This window comes from Citrobacter sp. Cf072 (genome assembly GCF_030334485.1).
GTDB classification, from domain to species: Bacteria; Pseudomonadota; Gammaproteobacteria; order Enterobacterales; family Enterobacteriaceae; genus Citrobacter; species Citrobacter freundii.
Genome location: NZ_JAOWDX010000046.1, coordinates 128943 through 150964, shown reverse-complemented (window position 1 = coordinate 150964; position 22022 = coordinate 128943). Strand labels below are relative to the sequence as shown.

18 protein-coding genes are annotated in these 22022 nt (G+C 53.6%); all 18 read left to right on the top strand.

What is annotated here, in order from left to right; all coding sequences use genetic code 11:
• Window positions 1-577 precede the first annotated feature (577 nt).
• The 18 genes from mraZ to secA all read left to right on the top strand — a co-directional run bounded on the left by mraZ (window position 578) and on the right by secA (window position 21977).
• On the top strand, window positions 578-1036 hold the full coding sequence (gene mraZ, locus OGX66_RS17890) for a division/cell wall cluster transcriptional repressor MraZ (protein ID WP_003018792.1): 459 nt from the start codon (window positions 578-580) through the stop codon (window positions 1034-1036).
• Window position 1037: 1 nt separating this feature from the next.
• Window positions 1038-1979: a 16S rRNA (cytosine(1402)-N(4))-methyltransferase RsmH gene (rsmH, locus tag OGX66_RS17885; protein WP_003018789.1), complete on the top strand. Its 942-nt coding sequence runs from the start codon at window positions 1038-1040 to the stop codon at window positions 1977-1979.
• Window positions 1976-2341 (top strand): cell division protein FtsL, encoded by a 366-nt coding sequence (ftsL, locus tag OGX66_RS17880; protein WP_000625651.1) that lies wholly within the window; start codon window positions 1976-1978, stop codon window positions 2339-2341. The genes rsmH and ftsL overlap by 4 nt, the downstream gene beginning before the upstream one ends.
• A 15-nt stretch (window positions 2342-2356) precedes the next feature.
• Complete coding sequence (gene ftsI / locus OGX66_RS17875; RefSeq protein WP_003018783.1) at window positions 2357-4123, top strand: peptidoglycan glycosyltransferase FtsI; 1767 nt, start codon at window positions 2357-2359, stop codon at window positions 4121-4123.
• Window positions 4110-5597 carry a UDP-N-acetylmuramoyl-L-alanyl-D-glutamate--2,6-diaminopimelate ligase gene (gene murE / locus OGX66_RS17870; protein WP_044712931.1) on the top strand — a complete coding sequence of 496 codons (1488 nt, stop codon included), beginning with the start codon at window positions 4110-4112 and terminating at the stop codon, window positions 5595-5597. Before ftsI ends, murE begins: the two co-directional genes overlap by 14 nt.
• Entirely contained in the window at window positions 5594-6952 is a 1359-nt protein-coding gene (murF, locus tag OGX66_RS17865) for a UDP-N-acetylmuramoyl-tripeptide--D-alanyl-D-alanine ligase (RefSeq protein WP_088902744.1), read from the top strand. Before murE ends, murF begins: the two co-directional genes overlap by 4 nt.
• On the top strand, window positions 6946-8028 hold the full coding sequence (gene mraY, locus OGX66_RS17860) for a phospho-N-acetylmuramoyl-pentapeptide-transferase (RefSeq protein ID WP_286512020.1): 1083 nt from the start codon (window positions 6946-6948) through the stop codon (window positions 8026-8028). The genes murF and mraY overlap by 7 nt, the downstream gene beginning before the upstream one ends.
• Before the next feature lie 2 nt (window positions 8029-8030).
• On the top strand, window positions 8031-9347 hold the full coding sequence (gene murD, locus OGX66_RS17855) for a UDP-N-acetylmuramoyl-L-alanine--D-glutamate ligase (RefSeq protein WP_270927761.1): 1317 nt from the start codon (window positions 8031-8033) through the stop codon (window positions 9345-9347).
• Window positions 9347-10591, top strand: a complete 1245-nt coding sequence (gene ftsW / locus OGX66_RS17850; RefSeq protein WP_003018770.1) for a cell division protein FtsW — start codon at window positions 9347-9349, stop codon at window positions 10589-10591. The genes murD and ftsW overlap by 1 nt, the downstream gene beginning before the upstream one ends.
• Window positions 10588-11655, top strand: coding sequence for an undecaprenyldiphospho-muramoylpentapeptide beta-N-acetylglucosaminyltransferase (murG, locus tag OGX66_RS17845; RefSeq protein ID WP_196614827.1), 1068 nt, complete (start codon window positions 10588-10590; stop codon window positions 11653-11655). The genes ftsW and murG overlap by 4 nt, the downstream gene beginning before the upstream one ends.
• Before the next feature lie 51 nt (window positions 11656-11706).
• Complete coding sequence (gene murC / locus OGX66_RS17840) at window positions 11707-13182, top strand: UDP-N-acetylmuramate--L-alanine ligase (protein ID WP_270927765.1); 1476 nt, start codon at window positions 11707-11709, stop codon at window positions 13180-13182.
• On the top strand, window positions 13175-14095 hold the full coding sequence (locus OGX66_RS17835; RefSeq protein WP_003837439.1) for a D-alanine--D-alanine ligase: 921 nt from the start codon (window positions 13175-13177) through the stop codon (window positions 14093-14095). Before murC ends, OGX66_RS17835 begins: the two co-directional genes overlap by 8 nt.
• A 1-nt stretch (window position 14096) precedes the next feature.
• Window positions 14097-14930, top strand: coding sequence for a cell division protein FtsQ (ftsQ, locus tag OGX66_RS17830; protein WP_003845741.1), 834 nt, complete (start codon window positions 14097-14099; stop codon window positions 14928-14930).
• A complete protein-coding gene (ftsA, locus tag OGX66_RS17825; RefSeq protein WP_003018755.1) occupies window positions 14927-16189 on the top strand; it encodes a cell division protein FtsA in 1263 nt (420 codons plus the stop codon). The genes ftsQ and ftsA overlap by 4 nt, the downstream gene beginning before the upstream one ends.
• 62 nt (window positions 16190-16251) lie before the next feature.
• Complete coding sequence (gene ftsZ, locus OGX66_RS17820) at window positions 16252-17403, top strand: cell division protein FtsZ (protein ID WP_003018753.1); 1152 nt, start codon at window positions 16252-16254, stop codon at window positions 17401-17403.
• 100 nt (window positions 17404-17503) lie between these two features.
• Complete coding sequence (lpxC, locus tag OGX66_RS17815) at window positions 17504-18421, top strand: UDP-3-O-acyl-N-acetylglucosamine deacetylase (protein WP_003018750.1); 918 nt, start codon at window positions 17504-17506, stop codon at window positions 18419-18421.
• A gap of 283 nt (window positions 18422-18704) precedes the next feature.
• Window positions 18705-19211 (top strand): secA translation cis-regulator SecM, encoded by a 507-nt coding sequence (secM, locus tag OGX66_RS17810; protein WP_003018748.1) that lies wholly within the window; start codon window positions 18705-18707, stop codon window positions 19209-19211.
• 60 nt (window positions 19212-19271) lie between these two features.
• Window positions 19272-21977 carry a preprotein translocase subunit SecA gene (secA, locus tag OGX66_RS17805; RefSeq protein WP_286512014.1) on the top strand — a complete coding sequence of 902 codons (2706 nt, stop codon included), beginning with the start codon at window positions 19272-19274 and terminating at the stop codon, window positions 21975-21977.
• Window positions 21978-22022 lie beyond the last annotated feature (45 nt).

The window sequence follows — 22022 nt, the reverse complement described above, 5'->3', positions numbered from 1 at the left end:
TGACGTCTTCAGTTTTTCTATTCTCAGAAATAACCGCATTATATTTAAGAATATTCTTTAGAATTATCTGAAATGTATTCTTGAAATACCCCGAATTAAAAATGCAACTATCCATTTTTGGGTTATTGATACGTAACGGCGCGTTACGGTTGTATTATTTTGTTACATGCATGTGTGGATTTGCCGAATTAACAAACACTTTGCTCTCGTATTGCGGCCATCTGGTGCTTACCTTGGTCCTGCGCGGCGTACAGACCGATTAACTGGTACTGTTAACTCGCTGCATATTGTCCTAAAATGCCGCTCGCGTCGCAAACTGACACTTTATATTTTCTTCTGATGATATTCAGTTGTTTTAAACAATGATGAGTTGTTGGATTTTTTTCTTACAAATATTCATGACGTTAATTTGCTTCGTTTGCTGTACGGATTTTGTTCAACGCTGATATTAGCCGTAAACAATGGGTTTTTTGCTCCGCTAAGCGCCGCGACTTGCTTGACAAGGTTTTCCTCCGCTCCGTAAACTCCTTTAAGTGGGAATTTGTGGGATAAAGTGGTAATCGGGGGTGAGACTGGCATGTTCCGGGGAGCAACGTTAGTTAATCTCGACAGTAAAGGGCGCTTATCCGTGCCTACCCGTTATCGGGATCAACTGCTTGAGAGCGCTACCGGTCAAATGGTTTGCACCATTGACATCCATCACCCGTGCCTGCTGCTGTACCCCCTGCCTGAATGGGAAATAATCGAGCAGAAGCTATCGCGTCTGTCGAGCATGAATCCAGTTGAGCGTCGCGTACAGCGCTTATTGTTGGGTCATGCCAGCGAATGTCAGATGGATAACGCTGGTCGATTACTGATAGCGCCTATTCTGCGGCAACACGCAGGGCTAACGAAAGAAGTGATGCTGGTTGGGCAGTTCAATAAGTTTGAGCTGTGGGATGAAACGACCTGGTATCAACAGGTCAAGGAAGATATCGACGCTGAGCAGTCTGTTACTGGCGCGTTGTCGGAACGATTGCAGGATTTGTCTCTATAAAATGACGGAAAATTATAAACATACAACGGTGTTGCTGGATGAAGCCGTAAACGGCCTGAATATTCGTCCAGACGGCATCTACATTGACGGGACATTTGGTCGCGGTGGTCACTCACGTCTGATCCTCTCCCAGCTTGGCGAAGAGGGGCGTTTACTGGCAATCGATCGCGATCCGCAGGCTATTGCCGTTGCTAAAACGATTACCGATCCTCGCTTCTCCATCGTACATGGACCTTTCTCTGCGCTGGCTGACTATGTCGCCGAGCGTGGACTGACCGGTAAGATCGACGGGATTCTTCTCGATCTGGGCGTTTCTTCACCGCAGCTCGATGACGCAGAGCGCGGTTTTTCGTTTATGCGTGACGGTCCGTTAGATATGCGTATGGACCCAACACGCGGTCAGTCAGCGGCCGAATGGCTGCAAACCGCCGATGAAGCAGACATTGCCTGGGTGATTAAAACCTTTGGCGAAGAGCGCTTCGGCAAACGCATTGCCCGAGCCATCGTGGAGCGTAACCGCATCGAACCGATGACCCGCACCAAAGAACTGGCGGAAGTTATTGCGGCGGCAATGCCGGTGAAGGACAAATTCAAACATCCCGCGACCCGTACCTTCCAGGCGGTGCGCATTTGGGTGAACAGTGAACTGGAGGAGATAGAGCAGGCGCTAAAAAGCTCGCTCAGCGTGCTGGCTCCAGGTGGTCGCCTTTCGATCATCAGTTTCCATTCGCTTGAAGACCGCATTGTGAAACGCTTTATGCGTGAACAAAGCCGTGGTCCTCAGGTACCGGCTGGAATACCGATGACCGAAGCGCAGATCAAAAAACTGGGCGGCCGTGAGTTAAGAGCACTAGGCAAGATGATGCCGGGTGAAGAAGAGGTCGCTGAGAATCCTCGTGCCCGTAGTTCAGTTCTGCGTATTGCAGAGAGGACGAACGCATGATCAGCAGAGTGACAGAAGCCCTCAGCAAAGTTAAAGGATCGATAGGAAGCAACGAGCGCCATGCCTTGCCTGGCGTGATCGGTGACGATCTTTTGCGGTTTGGGAAGCTGCCACTCTGCCTGTTCATTTGCATTATTTTGACGGCGGTTACCGTCGTGACAACAGCGCACCATACGCGGTTACTGACTGCGCAGCGTGAGCAGCTGGTCCTGGAGCGAGATGCGCTGGATATCGAATGGCGTAACTTGATCCTTGAGGAGAACGCGCTCGGCGACCATAGCCGTGTTGAACGGATCGCAACGGAAAAGCTGCAAATGCAGCATGTCGATCCCTCACAAGAAAATATCGTAGTACAAAAATAAGGATAAACGCGACGCATGAAAGCAGCGGCAAAAACGCACAAACCAAAACGCCAGGAAGAACAAGCCAACTTTATCAGTTGGCGTTTTGCGTTACTGTGCGGCTGTATTTTGCTGGCACTGGGTTTTCTGCTGGGTCGCGTTGCCTGGCTGCAAATCATCGCGCCGGACATGCTGGTGCGTCAGGGTGATATGCGCTCTCTACGCGTCCAGGAAGTGTCTACATCGCGCGGAATGATTACCGACCGCTCTGGTCGTCCGCTGGCGGTGAGCGTTCCGGTTAAAGCTATATGGGCCGACCCGAAAGAAGTACATGATGCCGGCGGAGTGAGCGTTGGCGAACGCTGGAGAGCGCTGTCAACCGCGCTGAATCTCCCGCTCGATCAACTGGCTTCCCGCATTAACGCCAACCCGAAAGGGCGCTTTATCTATCTGGCGCGTCAGGTAAACCCTGACATGGCTGATTACATCAAAAAACTGAAGCTGCCAGGTATCCATCTGCGCGAAGAATCCCGCCGTTACTACCCTTCCGGGGAAGTGACTGCTCACCTCATCGGTTTTACGAACGTCGACAGCCAGGGCATTGAAGGCGTTGAGAAGAGCTTCGACAAGTGGCTCACCGGACAACCGGGCGAGCGTATTGTACGTAAAGACCGGTATGGTCGCGTCATTGAAGATATCTCCTCTACCGACAGCCAGGCGGCGCATAACCTCGCGTTGAGCATTGATGAGCGTTTACAGGCACTGGTCTACCGTGAACTGAATAACGCCGTGGCGTTCAACAAGGCGGAGTCAGGCAGTGCGGTACTGGTGGATGTGAACACCGGTGAAGTGCTGGCAATGGCCAACAGTCCGTCCTACAACCCGAACAATCTCACCGGTACGCCAAAAGACGCGATGCGTAACCGCACCATTACCGACGTGTTTGAACCGGGTTCTACCGTTAAACCGATGGTGGTGATGACCGCGCTGCAGCGCGGTGTGGTACGCGAAAATACGGTCCTCAACACTATCCCTTACCGAATTAATGGCCACGAAATCAAAGACGTGGCACGTTATAGCGAATTAACCCTCACCGGGGTTTTGCAGAAGTCGAGTAACGTCGGTGTTTCCAAGCTGGCGTTAGCGATGCCGTCCTCAGCGTTAGTAGATACTTACTCACGTTTTGGGCTGGGAAAAGCGACCAATTTGGGGTTGGTCGGAGAACGCAGTGGCTTATATCCTCAAAAACAACGGTGGTCTGACATAGAGAGGGCCACCTTCTCTTTCGGCTACGGGCTAATGGTAACGCCGTTACAGTTAGCGCGAGTCTATGCAACGATCGGCAGTTACGGCGTTTATCGTCCACTGTCGATTACTAAAGTTGACCCTCCAGTTCCGGGCGAGCGTATCTTCCCGGAAGCGACCGTGCGTACCGTGGTGCACATGATGGAAAGCGTGGCGTTGCCCGGCGGCGGCGGCGTGAAAGCGGCGATTAAAGGTTATCGTATCGCCATTAAAACCGGTACAGCGAAAAAAGTAGGGCCGGATGGCCGCTACATCAACAAATACATTGCTTATACCGCAGGTGTTGCGCCTGCGAGTCAGCCGCGCTTCGCGCTGGTTGTTGTTATCAACGATCCGCAGGCGGGTAAATACTACGGTGGCGCCGTTTCCGCGCCGGTCTTTGGTGCCATCATGGGCGGCGTACTGCGTACCATGAACATCGAGCCGGATGCGCTGACAACGGGCGATAAAAATGAATTTGTGAATAATCAAGGCGAGGCAACAGGTGGCAGATCGTAATTTGCGCGACCTTCTTGCTCCATGGGTGCCGGGTGCACCGGAGCGAGCACTGCGGGAGATGACGCTTGACAGCCGTGTGGCTGCATCGGGCGATCTCTTTGTCGCAGTATTAGGTCATCAGGCGGACGGGCGTCGGTATATCCCGCAGGCGATAGCGCAAGGTGTGGCTGCCATTATTGCAGAAGCGAAAGATGAAGCTACTGATGGTGAAATCCGTGAAATGCACGGCGTTCCGGTCATCTATCTTAGTCAGCTTAACGAACGTTTATCTGCACTGGCAGGCCGTTTTTACCACGAGCCTTCTGAGAAAATGCGTCTGGTCGGTGTGACCGGGACTAACGGTAAAACCACCACCACCCAACTGCTGGCACAGTGGAGCCAACTGCTTGGCGAAACCAGCGCGGTGATGGGAACAGTAGGCAATGGCCTGCTGGGCAAAGTGATCCCGACGGAAAATACCACCGGTTCAGCCGTTGATGTCCAGCATGTGCTGGCGGGGCTGGTTGCGCAGGGCGCAACGGTTGGCGCGATGGAAGTCTCTTCACACGGTCTGGTTCAGCATCGCGTGGCGGCGCTGAAGTTTGCCGCATCAGTATTTACTAACTTAAGCCGTGACCATCTCGACTACCACGGCGACATGGAACATTACGAAGCCGCGAAATGGCTGCTGTATTCCACGCACCATTGCGGTCAGGCCATCGTCAATGCGGATGATGAAGTCGGTCGTCGCTGGCTGGCGAAACTCCCGGATGCGGTTGCCGTTTCGATGGAAGACCACATCAACCCGAACTGTCACGGTCGTTGGTTAAAAGCGATTGACGTGAAGTATCACGACAGCGGGGCAACGATTCGTTTTACCTCCTCATGGGGCGACGGTGAAATTGAAAGCCGGTTGATGGGGGCGTTTAACGTCAGCAATCTGCTGCTGGCGCTGGCAACGCTGCTGGCACTGGGCTATCCGTTAGCTGATTTACTGAAAACGGCGACACAATTGCAGCCGGTTTGCGGGCGTATGGAAGTGTTCAGTGCGCCGGGTAAAACCACCGTGGTTGTTGATTACGCCCATACGCCAGATGCGCTGGAAAAAGCGCTACAGGCGGCACGTTTGCACTGTACTGGCAAACTGTGGTGCGTCTTTGGCTGCGGCGGCGATCGCGATAAAGGCAAACGTCCGTTGATGGGCGCAATTGCCGAGCAGTTTGCAGATGTTGTCGTGGTGACTGATGACAACCCGCGTACCGAAGAGCCGCGCGCCATTATTAACGACATTCTGGCGGGGATGCTGGATGCCGGGCAGGCGAAGGTGATGGAAGGTCGCGCAGAAGCGGTGACAAACGCCATTATGCAGGCGAAAGAAAATGATGTGGTGCTGGTGGCCGGTAAAGGTCATGAAGACTACCAGATCGTTGGTTCACAGCGCCTCGATTATTCTGACCGCGTCACGGCAGCGCGTCTGCTGGGGGTTATCGCATGATTAGCGTAACGCTCAGCCAACTGGCGGAGATCCTCCGTGGCGAATTGAAAGGGGCCGATCTGACCCTTGATGCTGTAACAACCGATACGCGTAAAGTGACGCCGGGCTGCCTGTTTGTGGCACTGAAAGGCGAACGCTTTGATGCCCATGATTTTGCAGACAAAGCGCAAGAGAGCGGGGCCGGTGCGCTGTTGGTCAGCCGTCCGTTGGACACCAACCTGCCGCAGCTGATTGTTAACGATACGCGTCTGGCGTTTGGTGAACTGGCTGCGTGGGTTCGCGCCCAGGTTCCGGCGCGCGTTGTCGCGCTGACCGGCTCATCCGGTAAAACGTCCGTCAAAGAGATGACGGCTGCCATTCTGAGCCAGTGTGGTAACACCCTATATACCGCGGGCAACCTGAATAACGACATCGGTGTACCGATGACGCTGCTGCGCTTAAACAACGATTACGACTATGCCGTGATTGAGCTCGGTGCCAACCATCAGGGCGAAATCGCCTGGACCGTCGGCCTGACGCGTCCGGAAGCGGCGCTGGTGAACAACCTGGCCGCCGCGCACCTGGAAGGCTTCGGCTCTCTGGCGGGCGTTGCGAAGGCAAAAGGTGAGATTTTTACCGGTCTGTCAGCGAACGGTATCGCCATTATGAATGCCGACAACAACGACTGGCTGAACTGGCAAAGCATCATCGGCGATCGCAAAGTCTGGCGTTTCTCCCCGAATGCAGCCAATAGCGACTTTTCGGCGACCAACGTTAATGTGACCTTGCATGGCACGGAATTTTCTCTGCAAACGCCGACCGGAAGCATTGATGTCCTGCTGCCGTTACCGGGTCGCCATAATATCGCTAACGCCCTTGCGGCGGCGGCGCTCTCTATGGCAGTAGGCGCGACGCACGAGGCGATCAAAGCGGGGTTGAAGGATCTGCAAGCGGTACCGGGGCGTCTGTTCCCGATTCAACTCGCGGAAAATCAGCTGCTGCTGGACGACTCCTATAACGCGAACGTCGGTTCGATGACCGCAGCGGTGCAGGTGCTGTCTGAAATGCCGGGCTATCGCGTACTGGTCGTTGGCGATATGGCAGAGCTTGGTGCAGAAAGCGAAGCATGCCATGTACAGGTGGGTGTTGCTGCGAAAGCCGCAGGCATCGACCGTGTACTGAGTACGGGAAAACTGAGTCAGGCAATTAGCGACGCCAGTGGCGTTGGCGAACATTTTGCGGATAAAAGTGCGCTGGCCGCGCATCTTAAAGCATTGATTGCAGAACATCAGGTCATGACGATTTTAGTGAAGGGTTCACGTAGTGCCGCCATGGAAGAGGTAGTACGCGCATTACAGGAGAATGGGACATGTTAGTTTGGCTGGCCGAACATTTGGTCAAATATTATTCCGGCTTTAACGTCTTTTCCTATCTGACGTTTCGCGCCATCATCAGCCTGCTGACCGCGCTGTTCATCTCTTTGTGGATGGGCCCGCGCATGATTGCCCGCTTACAAAAAATGTCCTTTGGACAGGTCGTACGTAACGATGGTCCGGAATCGCACTTCAGTAAACGCGGTACGCCAACCATGGGTGGGATCATGATCCTCACCGCGATAGTTATCTCCGTACTGCTGTGGGCATATCCGTCGAACCCGTACGTATGGTGCGTGCTGGTGGTATTGATTGGCTACGGCATTATCGGTTTTGTCGATGACTACCGCAAAGTGGTGCGCAAAGATACCAAGGGCCTGATTGCCCGCTGGAAGTACTTCTGGATGTCGGTGATTGCGCTGGGTGTAGCCTTTGCGCTGTACCTCGCCGGTAAAGACACCCCGGCTACCGAGCTGGTGGTGCCGTTCTTTAAAGACGTGATGCCGCAACTGGGTCTGTTCTATGTTCTGCTGGCGTACTTCGTGATTGTGGGGACCGGCAACGCGGTCAATCTTACCGATGGCCTGGATGGTCTGGCGATTATGCCGACCGTGTTCGTAGCAGCGGGTTTTGCGCTGGTGGCATGGGCTACCGGTAACATGAACTTTGCCAACTATCTGCACATTCCCTATTTACGCCATGCAGGCGAACTGGTGATCGTCTGTACGGCGATTGTCGGCGCGGGATTAGGTTTCCTGTGGTTTAACACCTATCCGGCGCAGGTCTTTATGGGTGACGTCGGTTCGCTGGCGCTGGGTGGCGCGCTGGGCATTATTGCCGTGCTGCTGCGTCAAGAGTTCCTGCTGGTAATTATGGGCGGCGTATTTGTTGTGGAAACACTGTCGGTCATTCTGCAGGTTGGCTCCTTTAAGCTGCGCGGACAGCGCATCTTCCGTATGGCGCCGATTCACCATCACTATGAACTGAAAGGCTGGCCGGAACCGCGCGTCATTGTGCGCTTCTGGATTATTTCGCTGATGCTGGTGCTGATTGGCCTGGCAACGCTGAAGGTACGTTAATCATGGCTGATTACCAGGGTAAAAAAGTCGTCATTATCGGTCTGGGGTTGACCGGACTGTCCTGCGTGGATTTCTTCCTGGCGCGTGGCGTGACGCCGCGCGTAATGGATACCCGTGCGACGCCGCCTGGTCTGGATAAATTACCGGAAGCGGTTGAGCGTCATGTTGGTAGCCTGAATGATGACTGGCTGCTGGCTGCCGATCTCATCGTCGCCAGCCCTGGTATTGCCCTGGCGCACCCTTCGTTGAGCGCTGCTGCTGATGCCGGGATTGAAATTGTTGGCGACATTGAGCTGTTCTGCCGCGAAGCACAGGCGCCGATCGTCGCGATCACCGGGTCCAACGGGAAAAGTACCGTCACTACGCTGGTCGGCGAGATGGCGAAAGCTGCCGGCGTGAACGTGGGGGTTGGCGGTAATATCGGTCTGCCGGCGCTGATGCTGCTGGATGACGAACGTGAGCTGTATGTTCTGGAGCTGTCCAGCTTCCAACTGGAGACAACCTCCAGCTTACGGGCTGTCGCGGCCACCATTTTGAACGTCACCGAAGATCATATGGACAGGTATCCGTTTGGCTTGCAGCAGTACCGTGCGGCCAAACTGCGTGTCTATGAGAATGCGAAAGTGTGTGTGGTCAATGCTGATGATGCGCTGACCATGCCGATTCGCGGGGCGGATGAGCGCTGCGTGAGCTTTGGCATCAATATGGGTGACTATCATCTCAATCGTCAGCAGGGTGAAACCTGGTTGCGGGTGAAGGGTGAAAAAGTCCTGAACGTGAAAGAGATGACGCTTACCGGCCAGCATAACTATACCAACGCCCTGGCGGCGCTGGCGCTGGCGGATGCTGCGGGTCTGCCGCGGGCGTCCAGCCTGAAAGCGCTGACTACCTTTACCGGTCTGGCGCATCGTTTCCAGTTGGTACTGAATCATAACGGTGTGCGTTGGATCAACGATTCAAAAGCCACCAACGTCGGCAGCACCGAAGCGGCACTGAATGGTCTGCACGTTGAGGGTACGCTGCACCTGCTGCTCGGCGGTGACGGGAAGTCCGCCGACTTTATGCCGCTGCAACGTTACCTGACTGGCGACAACATTCGTCTGTACTGCTTTGGTCGCGATGGCGCACAGCTTGCCGCTCTGCGTCCTGAGGTTGCGGAACACACTGAAACCATGGAGCAGGCAATGCGTCTGCTCGCATCGCGTGTGAAGTCGGGTGATATGGTGCTGCTGTCGCCAGCCTGTGCCAGCCTTGACCAGTTCAAGAACTTTGAGCAACGTGGTGACGTCTTTACCCGTTTGGCGAAGGAGTTGGGTTGATGCGCTTCTCTCTCCCTCGTCTGAAAATGCCGCGCGTACCGGGACTGGGTGTCCTGGCGTGGATCTTCGCGGCACTTAAAGGCTGGGTGATGGCTTCGCGTGATAAAGACGCGGACAGCCTGATCATGTATGACCGCATGCTGCTGTGGCTGACTTTTGGTCTGGCAGCGATCGGTTTTGTGATGGTGACATCGGCATCGATGCCCGTAGGGCAACGCCTGGCAGGCGATCCCTTCCTGTTCGCTAAACGTGACGCGCTGTATATTTTCCTCGCGTTCTGTCTGGCGATGGTGACGTTACGTCTGCCGATGGAGTTCTGGCAAAAGTACAGCACGACGATGCTGATCGCCTCGATCATCATGTTGTTGATCGTTCTGGTGGTGGGGAGCTCCGTTAACGGGGCATCGCGCTGGATCGCGCTGGGTCCACTGCGTATTCAGCCTGCGGAATTCACCAAGCTGTCGCTGTTCTGTTATCTCGCCAACTACCTGGTGCGTAAAGTCGATGAAGTGCGTAACAACCTGCGCGGCTTCTTAAAACCGATGGGTGTGATTCTGGTGCTGGCAATCTTGCTGCTGGCGCAGCCTGACCTTGGTACGGTAGTGGTGCTGTTTGTCACGACGCTGGCGATGCTGTTTCTCGCTGGGGCGAAACTGTGGCAGTTCATTGCCATTATCGGTATGGGGATTTCGGCGGTAGTGCTGCTGATCCTTGCCGAACCGTATCGTATTCGCCGCGTAACCTCCTTCTGGAACCCATGGGAAGATCCGTTTGGCAGCGGCTACCAGTTAACGCAATCGCTGATGGCTTTTGGTCGCGGTGAGATTTGGGGGCAGGGGTTAGGTAATTCGGTGCAAAAACTGGAGTATTTACCGGAAGCGCACACCGACTTCATCTTCGCCATCATTGGGGAAGAGCTGGGTTATATCGGTGTGGTATTGGCACTTTTAATGGTATTCTTCGTCGCTTTTCGCGCGATGTCGATTGGCCGCAAAGCGCTGGAAATTGACCACCGTTTTTCAGGCTTTTTAGCCTGCTCCATCGGGATTTGGTTTAGCTTCCAGGCGCTGGTAAACGTCGGTGCGGCAGCTGGTATGCTGCCAACCAAAGGTCTGACGTTACCGCTGATCAGTTATGGTGGTTCCAGTTTGTTGATTATGTCGACGGCCATCATGTTTTTGTTACGTATTGATTATGAAACGCGTCTGGAAAAAGCCCAGGCGTTTACACGAGGTGCACGATGAGTGGTCAACCGAAGCGGTTAATGGTGATGGCAGGCGGTACCGGCGGGCATGTGTTCCCGGGGCTGGCGGTCGCGCATCATTTAATGGCTCAGGGCTGGCAAGTTCGTTGGCTGGGCACCGCCGATCGTATGGAAGCGGACTTAGTGCCGAAGCATGGCATTGAAATTGACTTTATTCGCATCTCCGGTTTGCGTGGCAAAGGTGTCAACGCTCTGCTTGCCGCCCCCGTGCGTATTTTTAATGCCTGGCGTCAGGCGCGCGCCATCATGAAGCAGTTTAAGCCTGATGTGGTGCTGGGTATGGGCGGCTACGTGTCAGGCCCTGGCGGTCTGGCAGCCTGGTCATTAGGCATTCCGGTTGTACTGCATGAGCAGAATGGCATTGCGGGATTAACCAACAAGTGGCTGGCGAAAATTGCCACTACGGTGATGCAGGCTTTTCCTGGCGCTTTCCCGAATGCGGAAGTGGTGGGTAACCCGGTACGCACCGACGTTCTGGCGCTGCCGTCGCCCGAAGTACGTCTGGCAGGGCGTGGAGGCCCGGTTCGCGTGCTGGTCGTCGGGGGGTCTCAGGGTGCACGCGTATTGAACCAGACGATGCCGCAGGTTGCCGCAGAGCTTGGTGACGCGGTGACTATTTGGCATCAGAGCGGCAAAGGTGCGCAGCAAACCGTTGAACAGGCATATGCTGACGCGGGACAACCACAGCACAAGGTCACTGAGTTTATTGATGATATGGCAGCCGCCTACGCGTGGGCGGATGTCGTAGTTTGTCGCTCAGGTGCGCTGACGGTAAGTGAAATTGCTGCCGCAGGTTTGCCTGCGCTGTTTGTGCCTTTCCAGCACAAAGACCGACAGCAGTACTGGAATGCGCTGCCGCTGGAGAAAGCGGGCGCCGCCAAAATTCTTGAGCAGCCGCAGTTTACTGTGGATGCCGTCGCTAACACCCTTTCCGGGTGGTCGCGAGAAACCTTATTAACCATGGCAGAACGTGCGCGCGCCGCATCCATACCGGATGCCACAGAGCGTGTTGCTAATGAAGTGAGCCGGGCTGCCCGGGCGTAATTGTGGTGATGCCTTTTGCATCGCATGAACTAAGAAGTTAATGGCTAAAGAATGAATACACAACAACTGGCAAAACTGCGTTCCATAGTGCCCGAAATGCGTCGCGTTCGGCACATTCACTTTGTCGGCATCGGTGGTGCTGGTATGGGCGGTATTGCCGAAGTTTTGGCCAACGAAGGTTATCAGATCAGCGGTTCTGACCTGGCGCCGAATCCGGTGACTCAGCAGTTGACGAATCTGGGCGCCACGATTTTCTTCAACCATCGCCCGGAAAACGTGCGTGATGCGAGCGTGGTGGTGGTATCCAGCGCCATTTCTGCGGATAACCCGGAAATTGTTGCGGCGCATGAAGCACGTATTCCGGTGATCCGTCGTGCTGAAATGTTGGCTGAATTAATGCGTTTTCGTCACGGTATCGCCATTGCCGGGACGCACGGTAAAACCACGACCACAGCGATGGTCTCCAGTATCTACGCGGAAGCGGGGCTGGATCCGACGTTTGTCAACGGCGGTCTGGTGAAGGCTGCAGGCGTCCATGCGCGTCTGGGTCATAGCCGTTATTTAATTGCGGAGGCAGATGAGAGCGATGCGTCGTTCCTACATTTGCAGCCGATGGTGGCGATTGTTACCAATATCGAAGCCGATCATATGGATACCTACCATGGCGACTTCGAAAATTTAAAGCAGACGTTTATTAATTTCCTGCATAACTTACCGTTTTATGGTCGTGCGGTGATGTGCGTTGACGATCCGGTGATCCGCGAGTTGTTGCCGCGCGTCGGTCGTCAAACCACAACCTATGGTTTCAGCGATGATGCTGATGTGTGCGTTGAAGATTACCAGCAGATTGGTCCACAAGGGCACTTCACGCTGCTGCGTCAGGGGATGGCCGATTTACGTGTGACATTGAACGCACCGGGCCGTCACAATGCGCTGAACGCGGCGGCGGCGGTGGCAGTTGCAACAGAAGAAGGCATTGAAGACGACGCAATTCTGCGCGCGCTGGAAAGTTTCCAGGGCACCGGACGCCGTTTTGACTTCCTCGGCGAATTTCCGCTTGAGCCGGTAAACGGTAAAGCCGGGACGGCGATGCTGGTTGATGATTATGGCCATCACCCAACGGAAGTGGATGCCACGATTAAAGCTGCACGCGCGGGCTGGCCGGACAAAAATCTGGTAATGCTGTTCCAGCCGCACCGCTTTACGCGTACACGCGATCTGTATGACGACTTTGCCAACGTGCTGACTCAGGTCGATGCGCTGTTGATGCTGGATGTATACGCCGCGGGTGAAGCCGCGATTCCGGGGGCTGACAGCCGCTCGCTGTGCCGTACGATCCGTGGTCGCGGTAAGATCGACCCGATTCTGGTATCCGATCCGGCTCAGGTGGCAGATATGCTGGCGCCGGTATTAACCGGCAACGATCTGATTTTGGTGCAGGGTGCTGGAAATATCGGCAAAATCGCGCGTTCCTTAGCTGAAATCAAACTGAAGCCGCAAAACCCGGAGGAAGAACAACATGGCTGATAAAATCGCGGTCCTGTTAGGAGGAACCTCCGCAGAGCGTGAAGTTTCGCTGAATTCCGGCGCGGCCGTACTGGCAGGGTTACGTGAAGGTGGCGTCGATGCCCATCCGGTTGACCCTAAAGAGATTGATGTCACTCTTCTGAAATCTATGGGTTTTCAGAAGGTGTTTATTGCGCTGCACGGTCGTGGCGGGGAAGATGGCACGTTGCAGGGCATGCTGGAGCAAATTGGCCTGCCATATACCGGCAGCGGCGTCATGGCGTCCGCAATTTCGATGGACAAACTGCGCAGCAAGCTGCTGTGGCAGGGCGCAGGTTTACCCGTCGCGCCCTGGGTTGCACTGACCCGCTCTGAGTTCGAAAAAGGTCTTAGCAATGAATCGGTTACAAAAATTTCTGCGTTAGGTTTGCCGCTGATTGTGAAGCCAAGCCGTGAAGGCTCCAGCGTAGGTATGTCAAAAGTTGAAGAAGAAAATGCTTTGCAGGGTGCATTAGCATTGGCTTTTCAGCATGATGAAGAAGTACTGATCGAAAAATGGCTCAGTGGCCCGGAATTTACAGTTGCGATACTTGGTGAAGAAATTTTACCGTCAATACGTATCCAACCCGCGGGAACCTTCTATGATTATGAGGCGAAGTATCTCTCTGATGAGACACAATATTTCTGCCCTGCAGGTCTGGAAGCCGAACAAGAGGCCCGTTTGCAGGAATTAGTCCTGAAAGCATGGACCGCATTGGGCTGTAAAGGTTGGGGTCGCATTGACGTCATGCTGGACAGCGATGGCCAGTTTTATCTGCTGGAAGCGAATACCTCTCCGGGTATGACCAGCCACAGCCTGGTGCCGATGGCGGCACGTCAGGCTGGCCTGAGCTTCTCGCAGTTGGTGGTAAGAATTCTGGAGTTGGCGGACTGATATGTCGCAGGCTGCGCTGAACACGCGAAACGGTGATGAAGAAGAAGTAAACTCCTCACGCCGCAATAATGGAACGCGTCTTGCAGGAATACTGTTCCTGCTGACAGTGCTGTGCACCGTGTTTGTCAGCGGCTGGGTAGTGTTGGGGTGGATGGAAGATGCGCAGCGGTTGCCATTGTCAAAGCTGGTGTTAACCGGCGAACGGCATTACACGCGCAATGACGATATTCGTCAGTCCATTCTGGCTCTGGGCGCTCCGGGAACCTTTATGACTCAGGATGTGAACATCATTCAGAGTCAAATTGAACGTCTCCCCTGGATTAAACAGGCGAGCGTCAGAAAGCAATGGCCCGATGAATTGAAGATTCATCTGGTTGAATATGTGCCCATTGCGCGTTGGAATGACCAGCATATGGTGGATGCCGAAGGCAATACGTTCAGCGTCCCAACCGGTCGGGCCAATAAGCAGGTATTACCTATGTTGTATGGACCGGAAGGCAGCGCAAGTGAAGTGTTGCAAGGGTTCCGTGAAATGGGGCAGGTGCTGGCTAAGGATAGATTCACCCTGAAGGAAGCGGCGATGACCGCTCGTCGTTCCTGGCAGTTGACGCTGAATAACGATATTAAGCTCAATCTGGGCAGGGGCGATACGATAAAACGTTTGGCTCGCTTTGTGGAACTCTACCCGGTTTTACAGCAGCAGGCGCAAACCGATGGCAAACGGATTAGCTACGTTGATTTGCGTTATGACTCAGGAGCGGCAGTAGGCTGGGTTCCCTTGCCTCCTGAGGAATCTAATCAGCAACAGAATCAGGCACAGGCAGAACAACAATGATCAAGGCGACGGACAGAAAACTGGTAGTTGGACTGGAGATTGGCACCGCGAAGGTAGCCGCTTTAGTAGGGGAAGTTCTGCCCGACGGTATGGTCAATATCATTGGCGTGGGCAGTTGCCCATCGCGAGGTATGGATAAAGGCGGGGTGAATGACCTTGAGTCAGTGGTGAAGTGCGTACAGCGCGCCATTGACCAGGCTGAACTGATGGCAGATTGCCAGATTTCCTCGGTGTATCTGGCACTTTCCGGTAAACATATTAGCTGTCAAAATGAAATTGGTATGGTGCCCATTTCCGAAGAGGAAGTGACGCAGGAAGATGTGGAAAACGTGGTACATACGGCAAAATCCGTACGCGTTCGCGATGAACATCGTGTTCTGCACGTTATTCCGCAGGAATACGCCATTGACTACCAGGAAGGCATTAAAAATCCGGTAGGTCTTTCCGGCGTACGTATGCAGGCAAAAGTCCACCTTATTACCTGCCACAACGACATGGCGAAGAATATTGTCAAAGCTGTTGAACGTTGTGGTCTGAAAGTTGACCAACTGATTTTTGCCGGGTTGGCAGCCAGTTATTCCGTGTTGACGGAAGATGAACGTGAGCTGGGTGTCTGCGTGGTGGATATTGGTGGTGGTACAATGGACATCGCCGTTTATACTGGCGGGGCGTTGCGCCACACTAAAGTTATCCCTTATGCAGGGAATGTAGTGACCAGTGATATCGCGTATGCCTTTGGTACGCCGCCGAGCGATGCTGAAGCCATTAAAGTGCGCCATGGCTGTGCGCTGGGGTCCATCGTGGGTAAAGACGAAAGCGTTGAAGTGCCAAGCGTAGGTGGTCGTCCACCGCGTAGCCTGCAACGTCAGACCCTGGCAGAAGTCATTGAGCCGCGTTATACCGAGCTGCTCAACCTGGTCAACGAAGAAATTTTGCAATTACAAGAACAGCTTCGCCAGCAGGGTGTGAAACATCATCTGGCGGCGGGGATTGTGTTAACCGGTGGTGCTGCGCAAATTGAAGGTCTTGCGGCCTGCGCACAGCGCGTGTTCCATACGCAAGTACGTATTGGCGCGCCGCTGAATATCACTGGTCTGACGGATTATGCTCAGGAGCCGTATTATTCAACGGCAGTGGGGCTGCTTCACTACGGAAAAGAATCCCATTTGAGTGGTGAGGCTGAAGTAGAAAAACGCGTAACGGCATCAGTTGGCTCGTGGATCAAACGACTCAATAGCTGGCTGCGAAAAGAGTTTTAATTTTTAAAGAGACCAACGCACATTAACGGTCTCAGGCGACAGGCACAACGGAGAGAGAAACTATGTTTGAACCTATGGAACTTACCAATGACGCGGTGATTAAAGTCATCGGCGTCGGCGGCGGTGGCGGTAATGCCGTTGAACACATGGTGCGCGAGCGCATCGAAGGTGTTGAATTCTTCGCAGTGAATACCGACGCTCAGGCGTTGCGTAAAACGGCGGTTGGACAGACCATTCAGATTGGTAGCGGCATCACCAAAGGTCTGGGCGCGGGTGCGAACCCGGAAGTCGGCCGTAATGCGGCAGACGAAGATCGTGAAGCTCTGCGTGCAGCGCTTGACGGGGCAGACATGGTGTTTATCGCAGCAGGCATGGGCGGCGGTACCGGTACCGGTGCAGCGCCAGTGGTTGCTGAAGTAGCAAAAGATTTAGGTATTCTGACCGTTGCTGTCGTGACTAAGCCTTTCAACTTTGAAGGCAAGAAGCGTATGGCATTCGCGGAGCAGGGTATCACCGAGCTGTCCAAACATGTGGACTCTCTAATTACTATTCCGAATGACAAACTGCTGAAAGTACTGGGTCGCGGTATTTCCCTGCTGGATGCGTTTGGCGCAGCGAACGACGTGCTGAAAGGCGCGGTTCAGGGTATCGCTGAACTGATTACTCGTCCGGGCCTGATGAACGTCGACTTTGCAGACGTGCGCACCGTGATGTCCGAAATGGGCTACGCGATGATGGGTTCTGGCGTGGCGAGCGGTGAAGACCGTGCAGAAGAAGCGGCTGAAATGGCTATCTCTTCTCCGCTGCTGGAAGACATCGATCTGTCCGGCGCACGCGGTGTGCTGGTCAACATTACTGCGGGCTTCGACCTGCGTCTGGATGAGTTCGAAACCGTGGGTAACACCATCCGTGCCTTTGCATCGGATAACGCGACCGTGGTAATCGGTACCTCTCTGGACCCGGATATGAACGACGAACTGCGTGTGACCGTTGTTGCGACTGGAATTGGTATGGACAAGCGTCCTGAAATCACTCTGGTAACCAACAAGCAGGTACAGCAGCCGGTAATGGATCGTTACCAGCAACACGGCATGGCGCCGTTGACGCAAGAACAGAAGCCGGTAGCGAAAGTGGTTAACGACAATACGCCGCAAACCACTAAAGAGCCGGATTATCTGGATATCCCTGCATTCCTGCGTAAGCAAGCTGATTAAGAATTAGCTGGAATTTGGGAATCTGCGCTCTTTGTGCTAAACTGGCCCGCCGAATGTATAGTACACTTCGGTTGGATAGTTAATTTGGCGAGATTATACGATGATCAAACAAAGGACACTTAAACGTATCGTTCAGGCGACTGGCGTCGGTTTACATACCGGCAAAAAAGTCACGCTGACGCTACGCCCTGCGCCGGCCAACACCGGGGTCATCTATCGTCGCACCGACTTGAATCCTCCGGTAGATTTCCCGGCCGATGCCAAATCTGTGCGTGATACCATGCTCTGTACGTGTCTGGTCAATGAGCATGATGTGCGGATTTCAACCGTAGAGCACCTGAATGCTGCTCTGGCGGGCTTAGGTATCGATAACATTGTTATTGAAGTTAACGCCCCGGAAATCCCGATCATGGATGGTAGTGCTGCTCCATTCGTATATCTGCTGCTCGATGCGGGTATTGAAGAACTGAACAGCGCTAAGAAATTTGTTCGCATCAAAGAGACCGTTCGTGTCGAAGATGGTGATAAGTGGGCTGAATTCAAACCGTTTAATGGTTTCTCGTTGGATTTTACCATCGACTTTAACCATCCAGCGATTGATGCCAGCACGCAGCGCTACGCGATGAACTTCTCTGCAGATGCGTTCATGCGTCAGATCAGCCGTGCGCGTACTTTCGGCTTCATGCGTGATATCGAATATCTGCAGTCCCGTGGCCTGGCCTTGGGCGGCAGCTTCGATTGTGCCATCGTTGTTGACGATTATCGCGTATTGAACGAAGACGGTCTGCGTTTTGAAGACGAATTCGTTCGTCACAAAATGCTCGACGCGATTGGTGACTTGTTCATGTGTGGTCACAACATTATTGGTGCATTCACCGCGTATAAATCCGGTCATGCATTGAATAACAAACTGTTGCAGGCGGTCCTGGCAAAACAGGAAGCCTGGGAATATGTGACCTTCCAGGACGATGCAGAACTGCCTCTGGCGTTCAAAGCACCTTCGACCGTACTGGCATAACGACATACGCTGTCGTATAAATTCGACTGGTAAATCTGGCACTCTCTCCGGCCAGGTGAGCCAGTCGTTTTTTTATGTACTCATTAACGCAGCCTTTTCCAACGCAAATATTTCCCTGCCACTAGGTTAAAATAGTGTGCGATCGCTGCTTTCTTGAGCATATTTACCCATGGCCGGTTGTCATTACTGCTGTGGAGCGTACGCTTTAATGATAAGATTCGTGCGCAAAAAAAATGTTTTGCATTCGTAACCCCAAACGCAGGGTATATCAGGTGGCAAAAACGTGAGTGGAATACTGACGCGTTGGCGACAGTTAGGCAGACGGTACTTCTGGCCGCATCTCCTGTTGGGGATGGTCGCGGCGAGTTTTGGCCTGCCCGCGCTCGGTAATGCTGCTGAACCCAATACCCCCGCGAAGGCGACCGCCAGCAATCACGATCAATCCGCTAAAGTTAACTTTAGCCAGCTTGCTTTGCTGGAAGCGACTAATCGCCGCCCAAATTTTACCGTCGATTACTGGCATCAACATGCCATTCGTACGGTTATCCGCCATCTTTCTTTTGCCATGGCGCCTCAGGCGTTGCCTGTTGCCGAAGAGCCGTTGCCAATCCAGGCACACCATCTTGCGTTACTGAATACGCTCAGCGCGATGCTGACGCAAGAAGGCACTCCGCCCGCGACAGTAAGTCGCGTGACATACGCCCACTTTACTTCTCAGGCCGCATTTAGCGTTCCGGTCTGGATCAGCCAGCTGCAGGGTATCCGCGCTGGTCCTCAACGCCTCAGCTAAAAAAGAACCTTCCAACTTATAATTTTTGACTCCGCATCGCGGGGCGTTTGAGATTTTATTATGCTAATCAAATTATTAACCAAAGTATTCGGTAGCCGTAACGAGCGTACGCTGCGTCGTATGCGTAAAGTGGTCAATGTCATCAACGCAATGGAACCGGAGATGGAAAAACTCTCCGATGATGAACTGAAAGCGAAGACCGCTGAATTCCGCGCCCGTCTGGAAAAAGGTGCCAGCGTTGAGAGCCTGATCCCGGAAGCGTTCGCAGTGGTGCGTGAAGCGAGTAAACGCGTGTTCGGTATGCGCCACTTCGACGTTCAGCTGCTGGGCGGTATGGTGCTTAACGATCGCTGCATCGCGGAAATGCGTACTGGTGAAGGTAAAACCCTGACCGCGACGCTGCCAGCCTACCTGAACGCATTAAGCGGGAAGGGCGTACACGTGGTTACCGTGAACGACTACCTGGCTCAGCGTGATGCCGAAAATAACCGCCCGCTGTTTGAATTCCTCGGCATGACCGTTGGTATCAACATGTCTGGCCTGCCAGCGCCAGCCAAGCGTGAAGCCTACAACGCCGATATTACTTACGGTACCAACAACGAATACGGCTTTGACTACCTGCGCGACAACATGGCGTTTAGTCCGGAAGAGCGTGTTCAACGTAAACTGCACTATGCGCTGGTCGATGAAGTTGACTCCATCCTGATCGATGAAGCGCGTACGCCGCTGATCATTTCCGGCCCGGCTGAAGACAGCTCGGAAATGTATAAAAAAGTGAACAAAATCATCCCACACCTGATCCGTCAGGAGAAGGAAGATTCCGACACGTTCCAGGGGGAAGGCCACTTCTCTGTTGATGAGAAAGCGCGCCTGGTTAACCTGACCGAACGTGGTCTGGTACTGATTGAAGAGTTGTTGGTTAACGAAGGCATTATGGATGAGGGCGAGTCTCTGTACTCTCCAGGCAACATTATGCTGATGCACCACGTGACTGCCGCACTGCGTGCGCACGTGCTGTTTACCCGCGATGTTGACTACATCGTGAAAGACGGCGAAGTTATCATCGTTGATGAACACACCGGCCGTACCATGCAGGGGCGTCGCTGGTCTGATGGTCTGCACCAGGCTGTTGAAGCTAAAGAAGGCGTAGAGATCCAGAACGAGAACCAGACGCTGGCATCTATTACCTTCCAGAACTACTTCCGTTTGTACGAAAAACTGGCCGGTATGACCGGTACAGCAGATACCGAAGCCTTTGAATTTAGCTCCATCTACAAGCTGGATACTGTAGTTGTACCAACTAACCGTCCGATGATCCGTAAGGATTTACCGGATCTGGTGTACATGACCGAAGCGGAAAAAATTCAGGCGATCATTGAAGATATTAAAGAGCGTACCGCAAATGGCCAGCCGGTGCTGGTGGGTACTATCTCCATTGAAAAATCTGAAGTGGTCTCTAACGAGCTGACCAAGGCAGGCATCAAACATAACGTCCTCAACGCCAAGTTCCATGCCAGCGAAGCGGATATCGTCGCACAGGCGGGTTACCCGTCTGCCGTGACAATCGCTACTAACATGGCGGGTCGTGGTACCGATATCGTGCTGGGTGGTAGCTGGCAGGCGGAAGTTGCCGAGCTGGAAAACCCAACTCCGGAACAAATCGCGCAGATCAAAGCCGAGTGGCAGGTTCGCCATGACGCGGTATTAGCTGCTGGTGGTTTGCATATTATCGGTACTGAGCGTCACGAATCTCGTCGTATCGATAACCAGCTGCGTGGTCGTTCTGGTCGTCAGGGGGATGCGGGTTCTTCTCGTTTCTATTTGTCGATGGAAGATGCGCTGATGCGTATTTTTGCCTCTGACCGCGTGTCCGGCATGATGCGTAAACTGGGTATGAAGCCTGGTGAAGCCATTGAACACCCATGGGTGACCAAAGCAATTGCTAACGCGCAGCGTAAAGTGGAAAGCCGCAACTTCGATATTCGTAAGCAGTTGCTGGAATATGATGATGTTGCCAACGACCAGCGTCGTGCTATCTACACCCAGCGTAACGAACTGCTGGACGTAACTGACGTTAGCGAAACCATTAACAGCATTCGCGAAGACGTATTCAAAGCGACGATTGATGCCTATATTCCGCCGCAGTCTCTGGAAGAAATGTGGGATATTCCGGGTCTGCAGGAACGTCTGAAAAACGACTTCGATCTGGATATGCCGATTTCAGAGTGGCTGGATAAAGAACCTGAGCTGCACGAAGAAACGCTGCGCGAACGTATTCTGGCAAACGCAGTAGAAGTTTATCAGCGCAAAGAAGAAGTTGTGGGCGCGGAGATGATGCGTCACTTCGAAAAAGGCGTGATGCTGCAAACGCTCGACTCTTTGTGGAAAGAGCACCTGGCTGCGATGGATTACCTGCGTCAGGGTATCCACCTGCGTGGTTACGCGCAAAAAGATCCGAAGCAGGAATACAAGCGTGAATCCTTCTCTATGTTTGCATCAATGCTGGAATCACTGAAGTACGAAGTGATCAGCACTCTGAGCAAAGTTCAGGTGCGTATGCCTGAAGAAGTAGAAGCGATGGAGCAGCAGCGTCGCGAAGAAGCTGAGCGTTTAGCGCAGATGCAGCAGTTGAGCCATAAAGGTGATGATTCTGCTGCGGCAGAAGAGCTGGCGGCACAAACCGGCGATCGTAAAGTGGGTCGTAACGATCCGTGTCCTTGCGGTTCCGGCAAGAAATACAAACAGTGTCATGGCCGTCTGAGCTAAGAAAATAACTTATTGAAAAGGCGCAGACTTCTGCGCCTTTTTTAT